Source organism: Pseudomonas sp. M47T1 (genome assembly GCF_000263855.1).
Classification (GTDB): Bacteria; Pseudomonadota; Gammaproteobacteria; order Pseudomonadales; family Pseudomonadaceae; genus Aquipseudomonas.
Window position 1 is genome coordinate 219,828 of sequence record NZ_AJWX01000006.1, and the last position, 22,676, is coordinate 242,503.

At 63.1% G+C, this 22,676-nt stretch carries 20 protein-coding genes and 1 riboswitch; of the genes, 14 read left to right on the forward strand and 6 right to left on the reverse strand.

What is annotated here, in order from left to right; genetic code table 11:
- Positions 1-9 precede the first annotated feature (9 nt).
- Positions 10-828: a hypothetical protein gene (locus tag PMM47T1_RS09815; protein WP_043300896.1), complete on the forward strand. Its 819-nt coding sequence runs from the start codon at positions 10-12 to the stop codon at positions 826-828.
- A gap of 15 nt (positions 829-843) precedes the next feature.
- Here PMM47T1_RS09815 and PMM47T1_RS09820 read toward each other — a convergent pair whose 3' ends face one another.
- The 4 genes from PMM47T1_RS09820 to PMM47T1_RS09835 are packed head-to-tail and all read right to left on the reverse strand — an operon-like array spanning position 844 to position 4,222.
- Positions 844-1,812, reverse strand: coding sequence for a hypothetical protein (locus PMM47T1_RS09820; protein WP_008368183.1), 969 nt, complete (start codon positions 1,810-1,812; stop codon positions 844-846).
- Positions 1,813-1,862: 50 nt separating this feature from the next.
- Entirely contained in the window at positions 1,863-2,675 is an 813-nt protein-coding gene (locus PMM47T1_RS09825; protein ID WP_008368185.1) for an aldo/keto reductase, read from the reverse strand.
- Entirely contained in the window at positions 2,672-3,847 is a 1,176-nt protein-coding gene (locus tag PMM47T1_RS09830) for an NAD(P)/FAD-dependent oxidoreductase (RefSeq protein ID WP_008368187.1), read from the reverse strand. Before PMM47T1_RS09830 ends, PMM47T1_RS09825 begins: the two co-directional genes overlap by 4 nt.
- A gap of 42 nt (positions 3,848-3,889) precedes the next feature.
- A complete protein-coding gene (locus PMM47T1_RS09835) occupies positions 3,890-4,222 on the reverse strand; it encodes a DMT family transporter (protein ID WP_008368188.1) in 333 nt (110 codons plus the stop codon).
- 87 nt (positions 4,223-4,309) lie between these two features.
- Here PMM47T1_RS09835 and PMM47T1_RS09840 point away from each other — a divergent pair, with 87 nt between their 5' ends.
- Positions 4,310-5,200, forward strand: a complete 891-nt coding sequence (locus PMM47T1_RS09840) for a LysR family transcriptional regulator (RefSeq protein WP_008368190.1) — start codon at positions 4,310-4,312, stop codon at positions 5,198-5,200.
- A gap of 30 nt (positions 5,201-5,230) precedes the next feature.
- Positions 5,231-6,526 (forward strand): lipid IV(A) 3-deoxy-D-manno-octulosonic acid transferase, encoded by a 1,296-nt coding sequence (gene waaA / locus PMM47T1_RS09845; RefSeq protein ID WP_043300897.1) that lies wholly within the window; start codon positions 5,231-5,233, stop codon positions 6,524-6,526.
- Positions 6,527-6,614: 88 nt separating this feature from the next.
- Here the strand turns inward: waaA and PMM47T1_RS09850 are convergent, their stop codons facing one another.
- Complete coding sequence (locus tag PMM47T1_RS09850) at positions 6,615-8,066, reverse strand: TolC family outer membrane protein (protein ID WP_008368195.1); 1,452 nt, start codon at positions 8,064-8,066, stop codon at positions 6,615-6,617.
- 134 nt (positions 8,067-8,200) lie between these two features.
- Positions 8,201-8,306: riboswitch (TPP riboswitch) on the forward strand.
- A gap of 151 nt (positions 8,307-8,457) precedes the next feature.
- On the opposite strand from PMM47T1_RS09850, the gene thiC reads away from it, so the two are divergent.
- On the forward strand, positions 8,458-10,347 hold the full coding sequence (gene thiC / locus PMM47T1_RS09855; protein WP_008368197.1) for a phosphomethylpyrimidine synthase ThiC: 1,890 nt from the start codon (positions 8,458-8,460) through the stop codon (positions 10,345-10,347).
- 93 nt (positions 10,348-10,440) lie between these two features.
- Positions 10,441-11,727 (forward strand): putative hydroxymethylpyrimidine transporter CytX, encoded by a 1,287-nt coding sequence (gene cytX, locus PMM47T1_RS09860; protein ID WP_008368199.1) that lies wholly within the window; start codon positions 10,441-10,443, stop codon positions 11,725-11,727.
- On the opposite strand, the gene PMM47T1_RS09865 is transcribed toward cytX, so the two are convergent.
- A complete protein-coding gene (locus PMM47T1_RS09865; RefSeq protein ID WP_008368201.1) occupies positions 11,696-12,442 on the reverse strand; it encodes a DUF3298 domain-containing protein in 747 nt (248 codons plus the stop codon). The genes cytX and PMM47T1_RS09865 overlap by 32 nt on opposite strands.
- A 214-nt stretch (positions 12,443-12,656) precedes the next feature.
- Between PMM47T1_RS09865 and PMM47T1_RS09870 the strand changes: the two genes are divergently transcribed.
- The 9 genes from PMM47T1_RS09870 to PMM47T1_RS09910 all read left to right on the forward strand — a co-directional run bounded on the left by PMM47T1_RS09870 (position 12,657) and on the right by PMM47T1_RS09910 (position 22,653).
- Positions 12,657-13,268 carry an NUDIX domain-containing protein gene (locus PMM47T1_RS09870; protein ID WP_008368203.1) on the forward strand — a complete coding sequence of 204 codons (612 nt, stop codon included), beginning with the start codon at positions 12,657-12,659 and terminating at the stop codon, positions 13,266-13,268.
- Entirely contained in the window at positions 13,259-13,711 is a 453-nt protein-coding gene (locus PMM47T1_RS09875) for a DUF1249 domain-containing protein (protein ID WP_008368205.1), read from the forward strand. The genes PMM47T1_RS09870 and PMM47T1_RS09875 overlap by 10 nt, the downstream gene beginning before the upstream one ends.
- A gap of 229 nt (positions 13,712-13,940) precedes the next feature.
- Positions 13,941-14,756: a 3',5'-cyclic-AMP phosphodiesterase gene (cpdA, locus tag PMM47T1_RS09880; RefSeq protein WP_008368207.1), complete on the forward strand. Its 816-nt coding sequence runs from the start codon at positions 13,941-13,943 to the stop codon at positions 14,754-14,756.
- A 658-nt stretch (positions 14,757-15,414) separates the two neighbouring features.
- Positions 15,415-16,023, forward strand: coding sequence for a YqiA/YcfP family alpha/beta fold hydrolase (locus PMM47T1_RS09885; protein WP_008368208.1), 609 nt, complete (start codon positions 15,415-15,417; stop codon positions 16,021-16,023).
- Between the two features lie 38 nt (positions 16,024-16,061).
- Positions 16,062-17,966, forward strand: coding sequence for a DNA topoisomerase IV subunit B (gene parE / locus PMM47T1_RS09890; RefSeq protein ID WP_008368209.1), 1,905 nt, complete (start codon positions 16,062-16,064; stop codon positions 17,964-17,966).
- Positions 17,966-18,955, forward strand: a complete 990-nt coding sequence (locus PMM47T1_RS09895; protein ID WP_008368211.1) for an esterase-like activity of phytase family protein — start codon at positions 17,966-17,968, stop codon at positions 18,953-18,955. The genes parE and PMM47T1_RS09895 overlap by 1 nt, the downstream gene beginning before the upstream one ends.
- Positions 18,952-19,473: a retropepsin-like aspartic protease family protein gene (locus tag PMM47T1_RS09900; protein WP_008368213.1), complete on the forward strand. Its 522-nt coding sequence runs from the start codon at positions 18,952-18,954 to the stop codon at positions 19,471-19,473. The genes PMM47T1_RS09895 and PMM47T1_RS09900 overlap by 4 nt, the downstream gene beginning before the upstream one ends.
- Before the next feature lie 10 nt (positions 19,474-19,483).
- On the forward strand, positions 19,484-21,742 hold the full coding sequence (gene parC / locus PMM47T1_RS09905) for a DNA topoisomerase IV subunit A (RefSeq protein WP_008368215.1): 2,259 nt from the start codon (positions 19,484-19,486) through the stop codon (positions 21,740-21,742).
- 206 nt (positions 21,743-21,948) lie between these two features.
- A complete protein-coding gene (locus PMM47T1_RS09910; RefSeq protein ID WP_008368217.1) occupies positions 21,949-22,653 on the forward strand; it encodes a PqiC family protein in 705 nt (234 codons plus the stop codon).
- The last annotated feature ends 23 nt before the right edge of the window (positions 22,654-22,676 follow it).

Sequence of the window (22,676 nt, forward strand, 5' to 3'; positions counted from 1 at the left end):
TGGCGTGACGTGTTGAAAGTTGCAGTGGCATTCTTTGGTATTCCGCGAAATTCCGAAATCTGCTTTCCCTCCATTGAGCAAAACCTGTTGGCGCAGTTGCCGGCCAACAGCGAGGTGAAGTGTTTCTATCACCTGTACAAGATCGATGAGGTGCGGAACCTGCGTTCGGGCGAGCAGGGTGAGCTTCGTGGTGACAACTACGATGCCTTCCAGGCCATGACCGGGGTGTTGGACTCGACCGACGGCGTGCTGGAGCGCTGGGATTTCGCGCGCGTGAAGGCTCAGGGCGATACCTGGGCGGACGACTTTGCCTCGCTGCGCAACCTGATCTATCAGCTCAATTCGCTGCACAAGGTCACGGCGATGATGGAGTCCTTCGACCCTGACTTCGTGGTCTTCGCGCGGCCCGATATCCTTTACCACACGCCCCTTCCCGCCTACGTATTCAAGCGTGCGCAGGCGCGTCGCCTGAACGTGTATATCCCTGAGTGGCAATGGTGGGGTGGTCTGAACGATCGTTTTGCCATCTGTGGTCGTGATGCCTACAGGGCCTACGGCAAGCGCATCGAACAGATCTTCCAGTTCTGCGAGGCAACCGGGCGCAAACTGCATTCCGAGCGGCTGCTCAAGTGGGTGTTGCAGCAGGCTGGCACCAAGGTCTGCACAATGGACACCACCGCGTCCCGAGTGCGCATCACCGGCGAGTTCGCCGAAGAATCGTTCTCGCCCAAGCGTGGCATGGGGCGGCGTGAAAATCGCTACTTCCAGTTTTTCGCCCGGCTGCGTACTTGGCGCGACAAGCGCCTGAAGGATCGCGTCGAGGCCTGATCGAGGTGCGCCTGCCTATTTGTGCAGGCCGCCGCGCACCAGACGCACCAACTGGCGGGCCTTGACCCGCAATCGGGTCAGCTTGGAGCGGGATTTTTTCTTCACCGGTTCCAGCCCCTGCTGGCTCACCCAATCCTTCCAGCGAATGCGCTCCTCGCGCACCACCCAGCCTTCCTGCGGCGCAAAGCTCTCTGCCAGGCACACACCACGGGTGCTGGCCGCATGCAGTTGGCCTTTCTTCAGCATGTACAGCTCGGCGCACGGCTTGCCGTCCTTGAGGGGCATGAGGTACAGGTCCGGTTTGCTGCGGTCCAGACGGGCCACCAGTTGGTCTTTTTCGAGGCGCTCATCCACATGAAACAGGCTCAGGGACTTGGCTTCCTTGGGCACTTCCAGCTGCAAGTCATACACCAGTTGCAGCGACGCAGTGGGCAGATGCACGTAGGCGCGCGGGCGTTCGATCAGGTTGAGGCTGCCACTGCGTACAGGCAGCGCTGCACCCGACAAGGGGCGCAGCTTGAACGGCAGTTTGTCACGATAGTGCAGGGCGCCCGTGTAGGGGGTGGGCAGCCAGGTGTCGTTGAAACGGCCTATCAGCCAGCCTTCGGTGGTTTCCAGCAGGCATTCTTCGGCCACTTCCTGGATGGCGGTGAGCAGCGGCAGGTTCAGTTCGTGAGCGGGTACGTAGCCGGAGATCAGCTTGAGCACCACGTCACCGCGGTCCTGGCGGCGCTGCCGCACCAGAATCCAGTAGTCGCGGCCTTGCCAGGTGAGGGTCAGGCGCACCGAGACACCCAGGTTGGCCAGTTCCAGGCTGAAACGCTGGGTGTCGTCCACCGCCACAGGGCGGCGGCGTTGCAGGGTTTGCGCGAAGTTCAGCGGCATGCCGATGCTCTGGTAGCTGAGCCCTTCGGGGGTGGCTTCGACGAACAGTGGCAGGGTCTTGAAGTTGCTGGGGTTTTTTCTTATCAGCGTACGCGGCATGTCGGCTCCTTCTTGCGTCGGGGTCGGCCGCGTGGGCGGCTCCGGGTGTTTCAGCTCCCGCGAATGACAGCGGCTGCGGTGGCCACGTTATGGGCCAGGTGCAACGGGTTGATGGTACCGACAATAGCACTGGCAACGCCCGGGTGGGCGAACAGCAGCTCAAAGCTGGCGCGCACGGGGTCGATGCCGGGGCTCAGGCAGGCATGCCCGCTGGCCAGGGCCTTTTTCACCAGAATGGCTTTGCCATGGGTGGCAGCGTAGTCCAGCACCGGGCGTTCGCCCTGCTCGTTGAGATTGTAGGTGACCATGGCGCAGTCACCGGTTTCCAGCGCCTTGAGGCCGCCGTCGACGGTTTTGCCGGACAGGCCGAAACCGCGGATCTTGCCTTCCTGCTTCAGGCGCGCCAGCGTTTCATACACGCCGGTGTGCTCGAGAATGTGCACGTCGTTGCCATCGGAATGCACCAGCAGCAGGTCGATGAAATCGGTCTCCAGGCGTTTCAGGCTGCGTTCCACGGAGAATCGCGTGTGCTCGGCACTGAAGTCGAAGTGCGACTGGCCGGCTTCGAACTCCTCGCCCACCTTGCTGACGATGACCCAGTCCTGGCGCTGGCCGCGCAACAGCGGGCCCAGGCGAGTTTCGCTGGTGCCATAGGCAGGCGCGGTGTCGATCAGGTTGATGCCCAAATGACGAGCCTGGGTGAGCAGCATGCGCGCTTGCTGATCGTCCGGAATGGTAAAGCCGTTGGGGTATTTTACCCCCTGGTCGCGGCCCAGTTTAACCGTGCCCAGGCCCAGGGGCGACACGCTCAGGCCGGTACTGCCCAGGGGCCGATGCAGGTCGTGCAGGGTGGCAACGGTCATGGCAGCAGTTGCTCCCACGGCGTCTGACCCAAGGGCGGGCGCGGCAGGGCGGGCAGCGGGTCATGGCTGCCCGGCTTGATGTGGTCGCGCTCCAGGCTGGCGATGACGCGGTCGGCGAAGTCCGGTGCCAAGGCCAGCTTGGTCGGCCAACCTACCAACAGCGCGCCCTGTTCGGCCAGGAAGGCGTTGTCGGGGCGCACCAGGCCTGATTGCGCCGGCTCGGCGCGATCCACGCGCAGGGTGGCCCACTGCACCTGGCTCAGGTTGATCCACGGCAGCAGCTGGCCCAGTTCCTTTTGCGCGGTGGCGATCTGCTCGGCCGGTGTGCGGGCCACGCCATCGGCTTCGGCGATGTCGCCGCCCAGGTACCACACCCACTGGCCATCGGCGCAGGGGTGAGTGGTGACGGTAATGCGCGGCTTGGTGCCGCCGCCCAGGCAGTGGGCGTACAGCGGCTTGAGGCTGGCGCCCTTGGCCAGGATCATGTGCAGCGGGCGGCGCTGCATGGCGGGCTGGTCGATGCCCAGGCTGGCCAGCAGGTCGGCGGTGCCGGCCCCGGCGCTGAGCACCACGCGCTGGGCGCGGATGTCGCGACCATCAACGCGCAGGCCCACCAGTTGGCCGTTTTCCTGCAGCGGTTCCAGGCGCTCGCCGGCCAGCAGGCCGTCGCCGCCCAGCTGCGCCAGGCGCTCGATCACGCCGGGGGTGTCGACCACCAGCTCGGCCAGGCGATAGACCTTGCCCTTGAAGCCCTTGTCTTGCAGGGCCGGTGGCAAGTCGTTGCCCTTGACCTGGTCGACACGGCCGCGCACTGCCTTGCTGGCAAAGAAGCTCGTGAGGTTGCCCGCCAGCGTGCCCGGCGACCACAGGTAGTGCGCCTGGGACAGCACACGCACGCCGCCCAGGTCTACTTCACCGGTGCCGGCCAGCGCCTCGCGCCAGCGCCGTGGCATGTCGGCGATGGCCTCGCTGGCGCCAGTCAGGGCGCCGTGCAGCGCATATTTGGCGCCGCCATGGATGATGGCCTGGGATTTGAGGCTCTGCCCGCCACCCAGGCTGGCGTTTTCCACCAGCACGGTCGAATAACCCAGGCGCCGCAAGCGGGCGTTGAGCCACAGGCCGGCGATGCCAGCGCCGACAATCAGCACGTCAGTGGAAATAGCGGATGACATCAAGCAACCTCACAGGCGAAAACAGACCTGCAGTATACAGACTCAGTGCCCGGCGGTTTTCGAGAACAGCTGGATCACCACCACGCCTAGCAGGATCAGCGCCATGCCAGCGACGGCGGGCATATCCAGCTTCTGCCCATACACTACCAGCGCAGCGATGCTCACCAGCACGATGCCCATGCCCGACCAGATAGCGTAGGTGATGCCGACCGGGATCACCCGTACCACCAGAATCAGCATCCAGAACGCAATGGCGTAACCGCAGATCACCAGTACCAGTGGCAATGGCGTGCTCAGGCCCTTCACAGCTTTCATGCTGGTGGTGGCGATGACTTCGCAGCAAATGGCGATGGCGAGAAAGTAGTAGGCAGTCATGGTTGAACCCTCTGAAGTTGGTTCGCATTCTAGTGATTGCGCAGATGGGGTAAAGTGAATACCTATCGCCATGGGAGATAGGTTGCAATGGCCATTCAATGGAGTCTGGAGCAGATCCAACTGTTCGTGCACGTGGCCGAACAGCGCTCGTTCTCGGCAGTGGCGCGGCAGCAGGGGCGCGCTCAGTCGGCGGTGAGCAGTGCCATTGCCATGCTCGAGGAAGATTTGGGCGTGACCCTGTTCGACCGCAGCAGCGGCCGCCAGCCGCACCTCACCGAAGCGGGCAGGGCGTTGCTGGAGGAGGGCCGTGAGCTGTTGCGTCAGTGCGAGCGCCTGGATGGCCGTGCCTTGGCCCTGCATCGGGGGCAGGAGGCGAAATTGCGCGTGGCTCAGGACGAAGCCATGCCGTACCAGCCAGTACTCGACAGCCTGGTGAAACTGGCCGGCCAATACCCCGCCGTCGAGGTGCAGTTGGCCAACAGCGCCCCGGGCGATGTGGCGCGCAAGCTGGTGGAGCGGCGCGCCGACCTGGGCCTGCTGTTCCACCACGAACACATGCCGGCGGCCCTGGAGCGCAGGGCGCTGGGCAGCGTGGAGATGGTCACGGTGTGCTCGGTGAATCATCCATTGGCCGCCGAACCGCGGGTGACTCGCCAGCAACTGGCCCGCCACCGGCAATTGCTGGTGGCGCTGGAAAGCAGCCGCTACCCGGGTGGCGATGCCATCAGCCCGCAGATATGGCGCGCCGACAGTTTCTATGTGATGGCCGAATTGCTGATGCGCGGATTGGGCTGGGCCTGGTTGCCGCGTCATGTGGTGCAGTACCCGGCTTACCAGCAACAAATGGTGGAGCTGGACAGCGAGTGGGTGCCGCCCGCGCTGGTGGTGGAACTGGTGTGGCGCCGCGACGAACCGCTGGGCCCGGCCGCGCGTTACCTGGCCGAGTGCTTTACCTGGCATTTGCGCGCCATTGGTTAACTGCATGCGCTGCTAGTAAACTCCGCCGCCATGAACAGAACTCTCTATACCTTGCTGTTTCACCTGGGGCTGCCATGGGTGGCGTTGCGGTTGTGGCTGCGGGCGCGCAAGGCGCCCGCGTACGCCAAGCGCATTGGCGAACGTTTTGCCAGGAACCTGCCGAGCATGCGCACCGGCGGTATCTGGGTGCACGCGGTGTCGGTGGGCGAAAGCATTGCCGCCGCGCCCATGATTCGTGAACTGCTGCTGCGCTACCCGCAGTTGCCGATCACCATCACCTGCATGACGCCCACGGGCTCGGAACGCATCCAGGCCATGTTCGGCAACGAACCGCGTGTGCAGCACTGCTATCTGCCCTATGACCTGCCGTGGGCGGCCGGGCGGTTTCTTGATCACGCGCAGCCACGGCTGGCGGTGATCATGGAAACCGAGTTGTGGCCTAACCATATTCACCAGTGCGCGGTGCGCGGGATCCCTGTGGCGCTGGCCAATGCTCGGCTGTCGGAGCGTTCGGCGCGCGGGTATGCGCGTTTCGCCAAGCTGACTGCGCCGATGCTGGCCGAGATGAGCCTGATTGCCGTGCAGACCGAAACCGAGGCCCAGCGCTTCCGCCAGTTGGGCGCGCGGCCAGAGTGCGTGCAGGTGACCGGTTCGATCAAGTTCGACCTCAAGGTGGACGCCAGCCTGCTGCAACGTGCCGCGCAACTGCGTGAAGAATGGCAAGCCAGGCAGCGCCCGGTATGGATTGCCGCCAGCACCCACGAAGGCGAGGACGCGATCGTGCTGGCTGCTCACCGCCAGGTTTTGGCCAGCCATGCCGACGCCTTGCTGATTTTGGTGCCGCGCCACCCCGAGCGCTTCAACAGCGTGTTCGAGTTGTGCGTCAGCCAAGGCTTCGACAGTGTGCGCCGCGCCAGTGGTGAGCCTGTCACGGCGCGGCAGCAGGTGCTGGTGGGCGATACCATGGGCGAGCTGCTATTGCTCTACGCCCTGGCCGACAGCGCTTTTGTCGGCGGCAGCCTGGTACCCAATGGCGGGCATAACCTGCTGGAACCGGCGGCATTGGCCAAGCCGGTGCTCAGCGGGCCGCACCTGTTCAACTTCCTGGAGATCGCCGCCATGTTGCGCCAGGCCGACGCGTTGATTGAAGTCGATGACGCGGCGGGGTTGGCCGTGGCGGTGCGCCAGTTGATCGAACTGCCCCAGGATGCCAGGCGTATCGGCGCGGCCGGGTTGGCGGTGATGCAGGCCAACCAGGGCGCGCTGGAGCGGTTGCTCAATAGCCTGTCGGCGCTGTTGACCACACGGACCACGCAATCTCTGTAGGGGCGGACCGTGTGCGCGAACCAGGCGCCGCGGTGTGTCGGGTAATTCGCGGTGCGGCCTTCGCGAACACGGTCCGCTCCTGCAAGGGCTATTTGCGTGCCTTGGGTGGGGGTTTCAGCAGGTCCTGCGCCGCCTTGGCCAAGTCTGGCGGCAGGAAGTCCTTGTCCGGGTTGTAGTCGGGCTTGAGCCAGCGTTCCAGGTCTTGCAGGTCCTGGGGGCTCAATGTGCCTGCCGCCTGCTTCAGGCGCAGGTTGTCGAGGATGTAGTCGTAGCGGCTGTTGTTGTAGTCGCGCACTGAGGAGTACAGCTGGCGCTGGGCGTCCAGCACGTCGACAATGTTGCGCGTACCCACCTGATAGCCGATTTCGGTGGCTTCCACGGCGCTTTGGTTGGAAATGATCGACTGCTTGCGCGCCTGCACCTGTTCCACGTCGGTGTTCACCGCACGGTGCAGGTTGCGGGTGTTCTCCACCACCTGGCGGCGCAACCCTTCGCGCTGCTGCTCGCTCTGGCTCAGCCGCTGGTAGGCCTCGCGCACCTGGGAGCTGGTCAGGCCGCCGCTGTACAACGGAATATTGACCTGCAGGCCGATGGTGCGCTGTTCCACGTCACCGTGATACGTCACGCCCGGATAGGCGCTGGGGTTGCTGAAGCCCAACAGGTCGTTGTCACCCTTCTCGTACTTGGCCACCGCATCCACGGTGGGGGCGTGGCCGGCCTTGCGCTGGCGCAGGGTTTCCTCGGCGCTGGTCACGGCGAAGGCACTGGCCTGCAGGTTCAGGTTCTGTTGCGAGGCCGTTTCGACCCAGGTCTTGGCATCGTTGGGGCTGGGCGGCAGCACCGGCAGGGTGTGAACGATGCCCTGTACCGAGTTGTAGTCGCGGTTGGTGAGCGTCACCAGGGCTTCGAACGCATCATCCACCTGGCGCTGGGCAAGGATGCGGTTGGCTCGCGCGGTGTCGTAGCTGGCCTGGGATTGCAGTACGTCGGTCTTGTCGGAGAGCCCGACATTGAAGCGCTCATTGGACTGGTCCAGCTGGCGCTTGAACGCCGCTTCCTCGGCCTTGGTGGCGGCCAGGGTGTCTTCGGCGCGCAGCACGCTGAAGTAGTCTTCGGCGGTCTGCAGAATCAGATTCTGCTCGGTGGCCGACAACTGCAGGGCGGCCTGTTCGTCTACCGCCTTGGCCGCCTGGTACTGGAACCAGCGATCGGCGCGGAAGATCGGCTGCGACAGCGTGGCCTGGTAGCTGGTGCCGCTGCGGGTAGTGGTCTGGGCAGGTTCATCGAGCTGGGTGCGTACATTGGTGATGTCGCTGCCGGCCGACAGGTTGGGCAACAAGCCGGCACGTGCCTGGGGCACCACTTCGCTCTGGGCCTTGTAGTCGGCGCGGGCAGCGGCCAGGTCGGCGTTGTTGTTCACGGCTTCCTGGTACACGCTGACGAGGTCGGTGCGGCTGGCCAGAGGCGCGATTTCTGCTGCCTGAAGCATTCCGTTGACCGCCGTCGACACGGCAACGGCCAGTGCAATTTTGCGCAGCATGACTCAATCCTTGTTATTAATCGCTGTGCGAGTGTAGTAGCACGCGCGTACTGCAACAATCCGGTATTTACGCCATTTATCCAGCGCGATCACACAACACTTGGCGTTTGCCATGCCGCGCGTCTAGACTGACCGGGTTCTTGTCGGGGTGCCTTGAGTGAAAGGCTGAGATCGGTTAATCCGGATCCCGTTGAACCTGATCAGGTTAGCGCCTGCGTAGGGAACAAGATTTCTCGTCCTCCCGGCGAGTCCTCTTGTGCTTCGTCCGGGAAATCGTTCATTTTTTGAACGATTGAAATGGACAAAGCACAGCACCGCTCCAGGTGCAGTCCGTGCCTTTTCAGGTTCACTCCCGACATTCCACTGCTGGATGCTGTCTGGAGAGCCTGTGATGAGTAAACAAGAAAAAAATCTTGCCCACCTGAGCGAATCGGCCCAGGTCGACGCACAGTCGGTACAACCGTTCACCCGTTCGCAAAAAGTCTATGTGCAGGGCTCGCGCCCCGATATCCGCGTGCCCATGCGTGAGATCAGCCTGGACGTGACCCCCACTGACTTCGGTGGCGAGATCAACGCCCCGGTCACTGTCTACGACACCTCCGGCCCCTACACCGACCCCGCTGTCACCATCGACGTGCGCAAGGGCCTGGCCGATGTGCGTTCGGCCTGGATCGACGACCGCTGCGACACCGAGCGCCTGGACGGGCTGAGCTCGAACTTCGGCCAGCAGCGCCTCAGCGATGAAGAGCTGACCAAGCTGCGCTTCGCCCACGTGCGCAACCCGCGCCGGGCCAAGGCCGGGGCCAACGTCAGCCAGATGCACTATGCGCGCCAGGGCATCATCACCGCCGAGATGGAGTATGTGGCCATCCGCGAAAACATGAAGTTGGCCGAGGCTCGCGCCGCCGGCCTGCTGAAAGAACAGCACAAGGGCCACAGCTTCGGCGCCAGCATTCCAAAAGAGATAACCGCCGAATTCGTGCGTGAGGAAATCGCCCGCGGCCGGGCGATCATTCCGGCCAACATCAACCACACCGAACTTGAGCCGATGATCATCGGCCGCAACTTCCTGGTGAAGATCAACGGCAACATCGGCAACAGCGCCCTGGGTTCCTCCATCGAGGAAGAAGTGGCCAAGCTGACCTGGGGCATTCGCTGGGGCTCGGACACGGTGATGGACTTGTCCACCGGCAAGCACATTCACGAAACCCGCGAGTGGATCATCCGCAACTCGCCGGTGCCTATCGGTACCGTGCCTATCTACCAGGCGCTGGAAAAGGTCAACGGCGTGGCCGAGGACCTGACCTGGGAGCTGTTCCGCGACACCCTGATCGAGCAGGCCGAGCAGGGTGTGGACTACTTCACCATCCACGCCGGCGTGTTGCTGCGCTACGTGCCGCTGACCGCCAAGCGTGTCACCGGCATCGTCAGCCGTGGCGGCTCGATCATGGCCAAGTGGTGCCTGGCGCATCACAAAGAGAACTTCCTTTACACCCATTTCGATGAAATCTGCGAAATCATGAAAGCCTACGACGTCAGCTTCTCGCTGGGCGACGGCCTGCGTCCCGGCTCCATTGCCGACGCCAACGACGAAGCGCAGTTCGGCGAACTGGAAACCCTGGGCGAGCTGACCAAGATCGCCTGGAAGCATGACGTGCAGTGCATGATCGAAGGCCCTGGCCACGTGCCTATGCAGTTGATCAAGGAGAACATGGACAAGCAGCTGGAGTGCTGCGACGAGGCGCCGTTCTATACCTTGGGCCCGCTGACCACTGACATTGCACCGGGGTATGACCACATTACCTCGGGCATCGGTGCGGCGATGATCGGCTGGTTCGGTTGCGCCATGCTCTGCTACGTGACGCCCAAGGAACACCTGGGCCTGCCGAACAAGGATGACGTCAAGACCGGCATCATCACCTATAAGATCGCGGCCCATGCCGCCGATCTGGCCAAGGGGCACCCGGGCGCGCAGATCCGCGACAATGCCCTGAGCAAGGCGCGCTTCGAGTTTCGCTGGGAAGACCAGTTCAACCTGGGCCTGGACCCGGACACGGCGCGTGCCTATCACGATGAAACCTTGCCCAAGGATTCGGCCAAGGTGGCGCATTTCTGCTCCATGTGCGGGCCGAAGTTCTGCTCGATGAAAATCACCCAGGAAGTGCGTGAATACGCCGCCAACCAGAAGATCCAGGCCGTTGACCTGTCGGTGGAAGAGGGCATGCGCGAGCAGGCCGAACGCTTCAAGCAGGAAGGCAGCCAGCTGTACCAGAAGGTTTGATTCATTCCTGATGGCGAATTGAAAATTGTGGGAGCTGGCAGGCCAGCTCCCACAGGTTCTTACAACAATCCTATATCTCACCCGAGATCCAAATTGAACACACCCAGCCATTACTCCCCGGACGCAGCCGTCCCTTCCTCCCAGCGCGTTTTCGGCGCGCGGGACCTGTTTTCCCTGTGGTTCTCGTTGGGCATCGGCCTGATGGTGCTGCAAACCGGTGCCTTGCTGGCACCGGGCCTGGGCCTGTCGGGCTCGTTGCTGGCCATCCTGCTGGGTACCGCGGTAGGCGTGGTGCTGCTGGCCGCTGTCGGCGTGATCGGCAGTGATACCGGCCTGTCGTCCATGGCCGCTTTGCGCCTGAGCCTTGGCCAATACGGCGCGGCGCTGCCTGCGCTGCTCAACCTGCTGCAACTGGTGGGCTGGGGCGCTTTCGAAATCATCGTCATGCGCGACGCCGCTAGCCTGCTCGGTGCGCGGGCGTTCGGCGAGGGCAACCTGGGGGCCAACCCCATGCTCTGGACCCTGGTGTTCGGCGCGCTGGCGACCCTGCTGGCCGTCAGCGGGCCACTCACCTTCGTGCGCAAGATCCTGCGCAAATGGGGTATCTGGCTGCTGCTGGCGGCTTGCCTGTGGCTGACCTGGAACCTGTTCGCCAAGGCTGACCTGGCCGCGCTGTGGGCCAAGCCCGGTGACGGCAGCATGGCCTTCGCCGTGGGCTTCGACATCGCCATCGCCATGCCGCTGTCGTGGCTGCCGCTGATAGCCGACTACTCGCGTTTCGGCCGTGCGGCCAAAGGCGTGTTCGGTGGGACCGTTCTGGGCTTCTTCATCGGCAACTTCTGGCTGATGAGCCTGGGTGTGGCCTACACGCTGGCGTTTGCCCCGAGTGGCGAGACCAACGCTTTGCTGCTGGCACTGGCCGGTGCAGGCCTGGGTATCCCACTGCTGCTGATCCTGCTCGACGAGTCGGAAAACGCTTTCGCCGACATCCATTCGGCGGCGGTATCCACCGGGCTGCTGGTGCGTTTGAAAGTGGAGCATCTGGCGTTGGCCATCGGTGTGATCTGCACCCTGATAGCCTGTTTCGCACCGCTGGCGCAGTACCAGAACTTCCTGCTGCTGATCGGCTCGGTGTTCGCGCCACTGTTCGGCGTTGTGCTGGTGGATCACTTCATTCTGCGCAAGCGCAGCGCCCAGGCCCAGCCCGCGCCGCTGCGCTGGACCGCGCTAGTGGCCTGGGCTGGTGGTATTGCCACCTATCACGTGCTGGCCAACCTTTACCCCGAGGTGGGCGCTACCCTGCCTTCATTGCTGTTGGCAGGGTTGTTGCATGCGGTGCTGGCCGCATTCAGCCGCGGCCGGGAAACAGTTCCGGCTTGAGCACGCCATTCAGGCGCAGGTAGTCGATCTTGATTTCCGGCTGCCCCAATGCGTAGGGCGCGATGGTGTCCACGTCATACTTGAGAATGACGCCGCCGTAGGTCAGGGCGATGTGCGGCGTCTGCTTGAAGTGCCAGTCATTGATGAATTTGGGGTCGCTGGCCAGGCCGTTCATCGACATCCAGCCACGATGGGCTTCCTCGGCCGCTTTCCAGAACGCCGCTTCCTGGCCAGGCACCAGCATATCCTGCAGCGTCAGCACCTTGTGTTGCTGGCGCGACCAGTTGATGAAACCGCGCCCCGGGATCCCGTGGGCCTCGCCGTTGTCCAGGTAGCTGGACACCTCGATGATCACCAGCCCGTCATGCTGCTCGCGTATCTTGGATTGCAGGTAGCTGCCGTAGCGGTTGGGGGCCGTGGCCAGGAACGTGGCTTCGTATTCCTTCAGCGATGCCGGTAGCGGTGCATTGTTGTCGGTGCGGGTCAATTGCAACAGGCGGCGCTCGATGATCGGGTCAAGCTCCGGCTCGGCAGGGAAGTGGATCACATCCAGGTTCACCAGCGGGCAGTCAGGCGTGGTGCAGCCGGGCTTGGTGTGTTCCCAGGCGTCACGCTTGGTCTGCAGCGCAGTGTGCATGCTCGGCTGAAACAGGCTTTGGCAGGCGCCCAGTGTCAGGGCCAGGCAGGCCATGGACGTGAATTTCAGAAGCGACATGGTGATCCTTGACGGTCAAGAAGGGGATAGCGGGCAAATGTTGTCGTGCTTCGACTCTCGGCAACGCCTTCAGTTCGCCACTAAGCTCAATAGTATCGGGCCAGGGGCTTGCCGCCTATCTTGCCGCTCGCGGATCGGTCTTGAAAGGGGCTGCAAACGCGCGGCATCACAGTTAGGATGGCGCGAAGCTGCATGGACGAAGACGAGGTTTTACATGACAGACAGGGCCCAGCCGACCAAGGTCGAGATCCTCAAGCGCGAGAATTGCTACAAAGGCTTCTACCAGCTTGACCGCCTGCACCTGCGCCACGAACTGTTCGACGGCGGCACCAGCAAGGAGATGACCCGCGAAGTGTTCGTGCGCCACGATGCGGTGTGCGTGCTGCCCTACGACCCCAAGCGTGATGAAGTGGTGCTGCTGGAACAGTTTCGTGTCGGCTCCATGCTCAAGACTGCCAACCCGTGGCTGGTGGAGATGGTTGCTGGTCTGATCGACACGGCTGAGCAACCGGAAGAAGTTGCGCACCGCGAAGCCGAGGAGGAAGCTGGACTGACCTTGCAATCGCTCTGGCCGATCACCAAGTACTTCCCTTCGCCAGGCGGCAGCAACGAGTTCGTGCATCTTTACCTGGGGCACTGCGACAGCGAAGGCGTGGGCGGCCTGTTTGGCCTGAAGGAAGAAAACGAGGATATTCGCGTGACGGTCTGGGCCTATGAAGACGCCCTGCAGGCCGTGCGCGATGGCAAGATCATCAACGCGGCAACGATCATCGCCCTGCAGTGGCTGGCGTTGAACCGCGAAGAAGTCAGGGGGCTGTGGAAGTGAACCTGTTGCGCGAACGCTACCGTGTCGACCTGGTCGGCCTGCAGGCAGCCTGCGAGGCCAACTATGCGCGCCTGATGCGCCTGTTGCCGAACATGCGCCACGAACAGCATTCGCGCAAAGTGGCCATGACCCAGGGTGAACAGATGCTGGGCGTGCTCACCCTGGAAGTGGTGCTGGCCTGCCCGTACACCACCACCCTGCGCGTGCGCCAGGAACACAGCCTGCCCTGGCTGCCGGTGCCGCAAATGGAAGTGCAGGTCTACCATGACGCGCGCATGGCCGAAGTGGTCAGCGCCGAACACGCACGGCGGTTCCGCAGCGTGTACCCGTACCCCAATGCCAGCATGCACCAGCCGGACGAGAAGGCTCAGTTGAACCTGTTTTTAGGGGAGTGGTTGAGCCATTGCCTGGCGTGTGGGCATGAGTATGAGTATGTGCGGTAGGGATTGAGGGTTGGTTTGGGCGCCTTAGTGCGTGTCTTCAGGATTGTAGTGTTGTTGAGATCGCGCGCCGCGCGATTCAAGGGCGATAAAAAACACCCGGCAGGCCCCTCTGGGTCTCACCACATTTCCTCTTTTTATCCCCAGATGTGAGCCACATCCCGCCCCCGCGTTTGCCCCCCGCCCACATCCCCACCATAATCCTTGCTGACCCCGCATGAAGGAGACGGCCTTGCCGAGCGCATCCACCCCCACTACCGATGAACCCGTGCTGCTGGTGCAGATTTCGGACAGCCATCTGTTTGCTGATGCGGACGGCGCACTGCTGGGCCTGAAAACCGCCGACAGCCTGGCGCGGGTGGTGGAACGGGTGCTCGCCGAGCAGCCCCGCATCGACCTGGTAGTGGCCAGTGGCGACATTTCCCAGGACGGCAGTGTCGAGTCCTACCGGCGCTTCGAGGCGCTGACGGCCACTATCCAGGCCCCCAAGCGCTGGTTTGCGGGCAATCACGATGAGCCGCTGCCGATGGAGCAGGCCGCGAAGGGCCGGGACTATCTGCAGCCCGTGGTCGACCTGGGCAACTGGCGCATCACCTTGCTCGACTCCTCCGTGCCTGGCTCGGTGCCCGGCTACCTGGCCGACGACCAGTTGCAACTGCTGGCCCAGGCCCTCAGCGAAGCGCCCGAGCGCCACCACCTGATCTGCTTCCATCACCACCCGGTGTCCATCGATTGCCAATGGATGGAGCCGATCGGCTTGCGCAATCCCCACGCGCTGTTCGAAGTGCTCGACCGTTTCCCTCAGGTGCGTGCGCTGCTGTGGGGCCATATCCACCAAGACTTCGAGCGCGAGCGCAACGGCGTGCGCCTGTTTGCCTCGCCGTCGACCTGCATCCAGTTCACCCCGCGCAGCGAGGATTTCGCGCTGGATGACAAGGCGCCGGGCTATCGCTGGTTGCGGTTGTTGCCCGATGGCAAGATCGAGACTGGGGTTTCGCGGTTGGAAGGGTTCGAATTTACGCCGGACATGAGCGCGGAAGGGTATTGAGTGCCTGCTGTTGTAGGCGCTATCGCACTGCACCCACTGAAGGCGGCTTCGTAGCGCTTTTTTGCTGATTCAGGCGTCTAGCCCCTGTAGTTATCCACAGGGGATGTGCGGGTTGATAAGGAACAGGTGTGCGCCGTCCGAGCCGCATTGGCCGAATTCGGTTACGCCGGGGGGCGTGTGGGTGGTTTCGTGCATGGTGCATCTGCTTCGTGATAGAGACCGTCACCTTTTGCCGCCAAGCAGATTAGGTGGCGGATTACGCAAGGTTGGCGGACCAGCACGAAGGGGCTGGCACTTCCGGGGAAGTCCCTGCGCAACCCGCCATAGCACAGCAATGCCGGCGCCAATAGCGCCAGCACTGATCCATGGACGCTGTTGCGCCGTCGTAACCGGACCGCCAAGTCCAGGTCGTTTTGTTGAAACGACGCAGGATGGGTACTTTGGAATGCCTGCGACCTCAACTTCCTGGGCGTTAAGATTCAAGTGATTGGCAGGTGGCCCGATCGGTGCTGAAGGGTAGTGCTTGGCAAGCTCACCGATGGGGCCGTCTGCCCAAGGTAGGGTTGTTCCGCCCGATAAATCGTTACAGAACCTCTTCCCCTGCCTAAACGTCACCAAGGCGCTGTAAACTGGCGCCTTTTGCACGGGAGGTGTCGGCGTGACAGGTTCCATTCTTTATATCCACGGTCTGAACAGCGCGCCGGCGTCGAAGAAGGCCAGCACACTGACCGAGGTCATGCACCGCATGGGCCTGGAGGGCCAGTTGCGGGTGCCAGCGCTGCATCACCATCCGCGCCAGGCCATTGGCCAGCTGGAGGGGGCGATCGCCGAGCTGGGCGCGCCCTTGCTGGTGGGAAGTTCGCTGGGCGGCTACTATGCCACTCACCTGGCCGAGCACCACGGGCTCAAGGCACTGCTGATCAACCCGGTGGTCAACCCGCACCGTCTGTTCGACGGTTTCCTGGGCACCCAGCAAAACCTGTACACCGGTGAACGCTGGGAGCTGACCGACGACCACGTGCACGCCCTGGCCGAGCTGGAAGTGCCGGCGCCGCAACACGCCCAGCGCTATCAAGTGTGGCTGCAAACCGCCGATGAAACCCTTGATTACCGCCAGGCAGAGCGTTTTTACCGTGCTTGCGCGCTGCGTATCCAGGCCGGTGGCGACCATGGTTACCAGGGTTTTGCGGCACAATTGCCCAGCCTGCTGAATTTTGCCGGCATTGAGCCGGGTGTATACCGCGACATTGATTTCGCCCAGCTTTGAGCCTTTTATTTTTCACGAACGACTGACGACGAGAACCCATGGCCAATCCCAGCGCTAGCTCTTATAACGCAGACGCCATCGAAGTCCTCTCGGGCCTCGACCCGGTGCGCAAACGCCCGGGCATGTACACCGATACCACGCGGCCGAACCACCTGGCCCAGGAAGTCATCGACAACAGCGTCGATGAAGCGCTGGCAGGCCACGCCAAGTCGATCCAGGTCATCCTGCACGCCGACCACTCGCTGGAAGTGAGCGACGACGGCCGCGGCATGCCCGTGGACATACATCCGGAAGAGGGTGTCAGCGGTGTCGAACTGATCCTCACCAAGTTGCACGCCGGTGGCAAGTTCTCCAACAAGAACTACCAGTTCTCCGGCGGCTTGCACGGGGTGGGTATCTCCGTGGTCAACGCCTTGTCCAATCAGGTGCGGGTCAAGGTCAAGCGCGACGGCAACGAATACCAGATGACCTTCGCCGATGGCTTCAAGGCCACCGACCTGGAAGTGATTGGTACCGTGGGCAAGCGCAACACGGGCACCAGCGTGTATTTCGCGCCGGACCCCAAGTATTTCGATTCGCCGAAGTTTTCCGTCAGCCGCCTCAAGCACGTACTCAAGGCCAAGGCCGTGTTGTGCCCCGGCTTGCTGGTGAGCTTCGAAGACAAGGGCAGCGGCGAGAAGGTCGAGTGGCACTACGAGGATGGCCTGCGTTCCTACCTGGTGGATGCGGTTACCGAGTTCAGCCGCCTGCCCGACGAGCCGTTCTGCGGTAGCCTGGCCGGTAACAAGGAAGCGGTGGACTGGGCCTTGTTGTGGCTGCCCGAAGGCGGCGACAGCGTGCAGGAAAGCTACGTCAACCTGATTCCCACCGCCCAGGGCGGTACGCACGTGAACGGCCTGCGCCAAGGCTTGCTGGATGCCATGCGCGAGTTCTGCGAATTCCGCAACCTGCTGCCGCGCGGGCTGAAACTGGCGCCGGAAGACATCTGGGAGCGCATTGCCTTCGTCCTGTCGATGAAAATGCAGGACGCGCAGTTCTCTGGCCAGACCAAGGAGCGCCTGTCGTCTCGCGAAGCCGCGGCGTTCGTGTCCGGCGTGGTCAAGGACGCCTTCAGCCTGTGGCTCAACGCCCACCCCGAGCTGGGCATGCAACTGGCCGAGCTGGCCATCAGCAACGCCGGCCGTCGCCTCAAGGCCAGCAAGAAGGTCGAGCGCAAGCGCATTACCCAGGGCCCGGCACTGCCCGGCAAGCTGGCGGACTGCGCAGGCCAGGACCCGATGCGCTCCGAACTGTTCCTTGTAGAGGGTGACTCCGCCGGCGGTTCGGCCAAGCAGGCGCGCGACAAGGAATTCCAGGCCATCCTGCCGCTGCGCGGCAAGATCCTCAACACCTGGGAAGTGGACGGCAGCGAAGTGCTGGCCAGCCAGGAAGTGCACAACATCGCCGTGGCCATCGGCGTGGACCCAGGTGCGGCAGACATGAGCCAGCTGCGCTACGGCAAGATCTGCATCCTCGCCGACGCCGACTCCGACGGCCTGCACATCGCTACCTTGCTGTGCGCGCTGTTCGTCCAGCATTTCCGCCCGCTGGTGGATGCCGGCCACGTCTACGTGGCCATGCCACCGCTGTACCGTATCGACCTGGGCAAGGAGATCTACTACGCCCTGGACGAAGCCGAGCGCGACGGCATTCTCGATCGCCTGGTGGCCGAGAAGAAGCGTGGCAAGCCGCAGGTCACCCGATTCAAGGGCCTGGGCGAGATGAATCCGCCGCAATTGCGCGAAACCACCATGGACCCCAACACCCGTCGCCTGGTGCAGTTGACCCTGGACGATTTCGCCCATGCCTCGGAAATCATGGACATGCTGCTGGCGAAGAAGCGCGCCGGTGATCGCAAGTCCTGGCTGGAATCCAAGGGCAACCTGGCCGAGGTGCTGGCCTGATGCGGTATGCGTTGGCAGCGCTGCTGCTGACCATCCTGCCGCTGCTGGCCCAGGCCGCACCGGTCGAGCAACTGAAGATGCTGTCCGAGCACCCCGTGGAAGGGATGCGCGGTGGCAATCTTTCAGGGCTTGCCCTGTGTGGCGACCGGCTGTGGACGGAATCCGACCGCGACGACGACCTGATTTACCGGCTCGATACCCGTGACACGGTGTGGCAGGCGGAAAACGTGGCTATCGAAGCGCCTCCGGTGCCGGATACCGGCCTGCCACTGATGCTGCGGGCCACGGCCAAGGCTGCGTCGGTGATTCGTGGCGGCGTGCTGGACTTTGAGGGCATTACCTGCGACGCCAAGGGCAACCGCTACCTGGTGAGCGAAGGCTACGCGGCGGTGCTCAAGGTGCCGGTGGACGGCCAGCCGAGCTGGTTGAAAATCGACCCGGCAGTGATCCGCGAAGCCCATGCCAAAGGCATGCTGCGCCAGTTCAATGCCATTTTCGAAGGGGTGGCGATCAACGCCGAAGGTGACCACCTGTGGTTGGCCGCCGAACGCCAGAACCGTGGCCTGCTGTCGGTGTACAAGCAGCCGGGGGAGGGCTGGGGTTGCCATGGCAACTGCATTTTGCTCAACGAAAGTGGCGACGAAATGCAGCCGGCGCAGTTGCCCGGGGCCCACGAGGTGGCGCGCGATTTCGCCGACCTGGCGCTGTATCACGGCAAGCTGTATACCCTGGAGCGCAACATCTACCAGATTTGCCGCCGTGACCTTCAAACCGCCCAGGTGGAACATTGCTGGTCGTTTGCCGACGAGGCCTTGATTCCCTCGCGTCAGTACTCGCAGAAATATGGCCTGGCCGAAGCCCTGGTCATCGACGATACCGGCGCGTGGGTGGGTATCGACAACAATGACGGCGCCCGCGCCGACGGCGAGAAGCGCCCGATTGTCTGGCGTTTTTCCGCGCCAGCGGGCGGGTGGGATGTCACGCCTTGAGCCAGCAACCGGCAGGCAAGCGTGCAGGCAGGGTCTTCCTGTTCCTGTTCTGGGCCGCGTTGCTGTTTCTGGCGTCGCGGTACTTCGCGCACCTGCAGCAAAGCCGCGAAAATCCCAACCCGGTGGTGGCCAGCGAGCACGGCCAGGGTTTTGTCGAGGTACGCCTGGCCAGCAATGGTCAGGGGCACTTCGTGGCCAGCGGAATGATCAACGGCAAGCCCGTACAGTTTATGCTCGACACCGGCGCCACTGACGTGGCGGTCAGCCGCTCGCTGGCCGAAAAACTGAAGCTGCCCTATGGCTACCCGATTACCGTGAGCACGGCCAACGGCAACGCCCAGGGCTACCGTACCCGGCTCGACAGCCTGCAATTGGGCGACATTGTCCTCAAGGACGTGCGCGCCGTAGCCATACCGGACATGGATGGCGACCAGGTGCTGCTCGGCATGAGCGCCCTGAAACAACTCGAATTTTCCCAGCGCGGCGGCACCATGCTGCTGCGCCAGACTACACAATGATGAGGCCCGCATGAGCGACTCCCTTGATCTCAGCCTGGATGGCGTAGAACGCCGCTCGCTGGCTGACTTCACCGAACAGGCCTACCTCAACTACTCCATGTACGTGATCATGGACCGGGCCCTGCCGCACATCGGCGACGGCCTCAAGCCGGTCCAGCGCCGTATTGTCTACGCCATGAGTGAGCTGGGGCTGGATGCCGATTCCAAGCACAAGAAGTCGGCCCGTACCGTGGGCGACGTGCTCGGCAAGTTTCACCCCCATGGCGACTCGGCCTGCTACGAAGCCATGGTGCTGATGGCGCAGCCGTTCAGCTACCGTTACACCCTGGTGGACGGCCAGGGCAACTGGGGTGCGCCGGACGATCCCAAGTCGTTCGCGGCCATGCGTTACACCGAAGCGCGCCTGTCGCGTTATTCCGAAGTGCTGCTCAGCGAACTGGGCCAGGGTACGGCGGATTGGGTGCCGAACTTCGACGGCACCCTCGACGAGCCGGCCGTATTGCCTGCGCGTTTGCCGAACATTTTGCTCAACGGTACCACCGGCATCGCCGTGGGCATGGCCACCGACGTGCCGCCGCATAACCTGCGCGAGGTAGCCACCGCCTGCGTGCGCCTGCTTGACGAGCCCAAGGCCACCGTCGAGCAGTTGTGCGAGCACATCCAGGGGCCGGACTACCCCACCGAAGCGGAAATCATCACGCCGCGCGCCGAACTGCTGAAAATCTACGAAACCGGCCGTGGCTCGGTGCGCATGCGTGCGGTGTACCGCATCGAAGATGGCGATATCGTCGTCACTGCGCTGCCGCACCAGGTGTCCGGCGCCAAGGTGCTGGAGCAGATTGCCGCGCAGATGCAGGCCAAGAAGCTGCCAATGGTGGCTGACCTGCGTGACGAGTCCGACCACGAGAACCCCTGCCGCATCGTCATCATTCCCCGCTCCAACCGCGTGGACCTCGACGAACTGATGCAGCACCTGTTCGCCACCACCGAACTGGAATCCACCTACCGAGTCAACGTCAACATCATCGGCCTGGACGGCCGCCCGCAGCTCAAGAACCTGCGCGCGCTGTTGCTGGAGTGGCTGGAATTCCGTATCAACACGGTGCGTCGCCGCCTCAAGTTCCGCCTGGACAAGGTGGAGCGTCGCCTGCACCTGTTGGAAGGTTTGCTGGTGGCGTTCCTCAATCTGGATGAAGTGATTCACATCATCCGCACCGAGGAACACCCGAAAGCCGCGTTGATCGCCCGCTTCGAGCTCACCGAGACTCAGGCCGAATACATCCTGGAGACCCGCCTGCGGCAATTGGCGCGTCTGGAAGAGATGAAGATTCGCAACGAGCAGGATGAGCTGGCCAAGGAGCAAGCCAAGCTGCAGGCCCTGCTGGGCAGCGAAACCAAGCTGCGCAAGCTGGTACGCAGTGAACTGATCAAGGACGCCGAGACCTACGGGGATAACCGTCGGTCGCCTATCGTTGCCCGGGCAGAGGCCAAGGCCCTGTCGGAAAACGAGCTGATGCCCACCGAGCCGGTTACGGTGGTGCTGTCGGAAAAAGGCTGGGTGCGTTGCGCCAAGGGCCACGACATCGACGCCACTGGCCTGTCCTACAAGGCCGGTGACGGTTTCAAGACGGCGGCCATGGGCCGTTCCAACCAGTTTTCGGTGTTCATCGACTCTACGGGCCGCAGTTATTCGGTGGCGTCGCACACTCTGCCGTCGGCCCGAGGTCAGGGCGAGCCACTCACCGGCCGCCTGACCCCGCCGCCGGGTGCATCGTTCGAATGCGTGCTGCTGCCCGAGGATGACGCGCTGTACGTGATTGCCTCCGACGCCGGCTACGGCTTCGTGGTGAAGGGCGAGGACCTGCAGGCCAAGAACAAGGCCGGCAAGGCCCTGCTCAGCCTGCCCAACGGCGCCAAGGTGCTTGCGCCACGGCCAGTGCTGGATCGCGAGAACAATTGGCTCGCGGCCGTCACCACGGAAGGCCGCCTGCTGATTTTCAAAGTGGCTGATCTGCCACAGCTCGGCAAAGGAAAGGGCAACAAAATCATTGGCATCCCGGGTGAGCGCGTCGCCAGCCGTGAGGAGTACGTCACTGATTTGGCGGTCATTTGCGACGGTGCGACGCTTGTATTGCAGGCCGGCAAGCGTACATTGTCGCTCAAGGGTGATGATCTTGAGCATTACAAGGGCGAGCGTGGCCGACGCGGCAATAAACTGCCTCGTGGCTTCCAGCGGGTTGATGCCTTGCTGGTGGAAAGCGCCGGCTGATGCGCAGGTGCTGTTTGGGAATGGCTTCCAGGCAGCACGCTAGAGCGGTCGGTCTGGCTTTTTAAGCGCAGATCGACGCTTTTGCGCTGGAGTCGGGGCGCATATTCGCGGATGATATGCCCTCTTGCGGTGCCAGCGTGGCTGAGCATCCAGACGAATTCGTTGGGTATCACTGCGGCGTGCCTTGTGGCTGCCGCCTGGATGGAATGATGACTTTTCTGCGCCTTCCTGTTTTATTGCTGACCGGTGTACTGGCCCTTGCCGGCTGCGCCGCTCACCAGCCGGTCGCGCTTTACCAGCTCGACAGTGGCAACCCTGGGCAACCCAAGCAAGGTACCGGTATGTCGGTCCTGCTGGGCCCGGTTTCCGTGGCCGACTACCTGCAACGCGAAACGTTGTTGCAGCGCCAGCCAGATGGCAGCCTCAGCGCGGCGACCGATGGTCGTTGGGCCGGCAGCCTGTCTTCGGATATCGATCAACTGCTGCTGCGCCAACTGGCGTGGCGCCTGGACAGCCAGCGGGTAACCCTGGCCCCGACCACTAACAGCGGCACGCCGGATGTTCAGGTGTTGCTGTCGATCACCCGTCTGGATTCCGGTGATTCGCAGCCGGCCATCCTAGATGCGCAATGGCGCCTGCTGGACCGTCGTGGCCAGGTGCGGGATAACCGTATCGTGCACCTCGAAGAGAAGCACGCTGGCGGCACCGCTGCCCAGGTCAAGGCCCAAGGCATTCTGCTGCAGCGCCTGGCCGAGCAACTGAGCGTTGCGCTCAAGCCGTTGGCCAACCAGCCGGCGTTGGTGGAGGAGAAGAAAGCCGCCTCCAAGCCAGTGGCCAAGGATGAGCCGGACAAGCCGAAAATGCCGATGGCTTCGCCGATTCGCACCGATATGGAAGTGTTCCGCTTCTAAACCGGCGCCCACAAAAAAAGCCC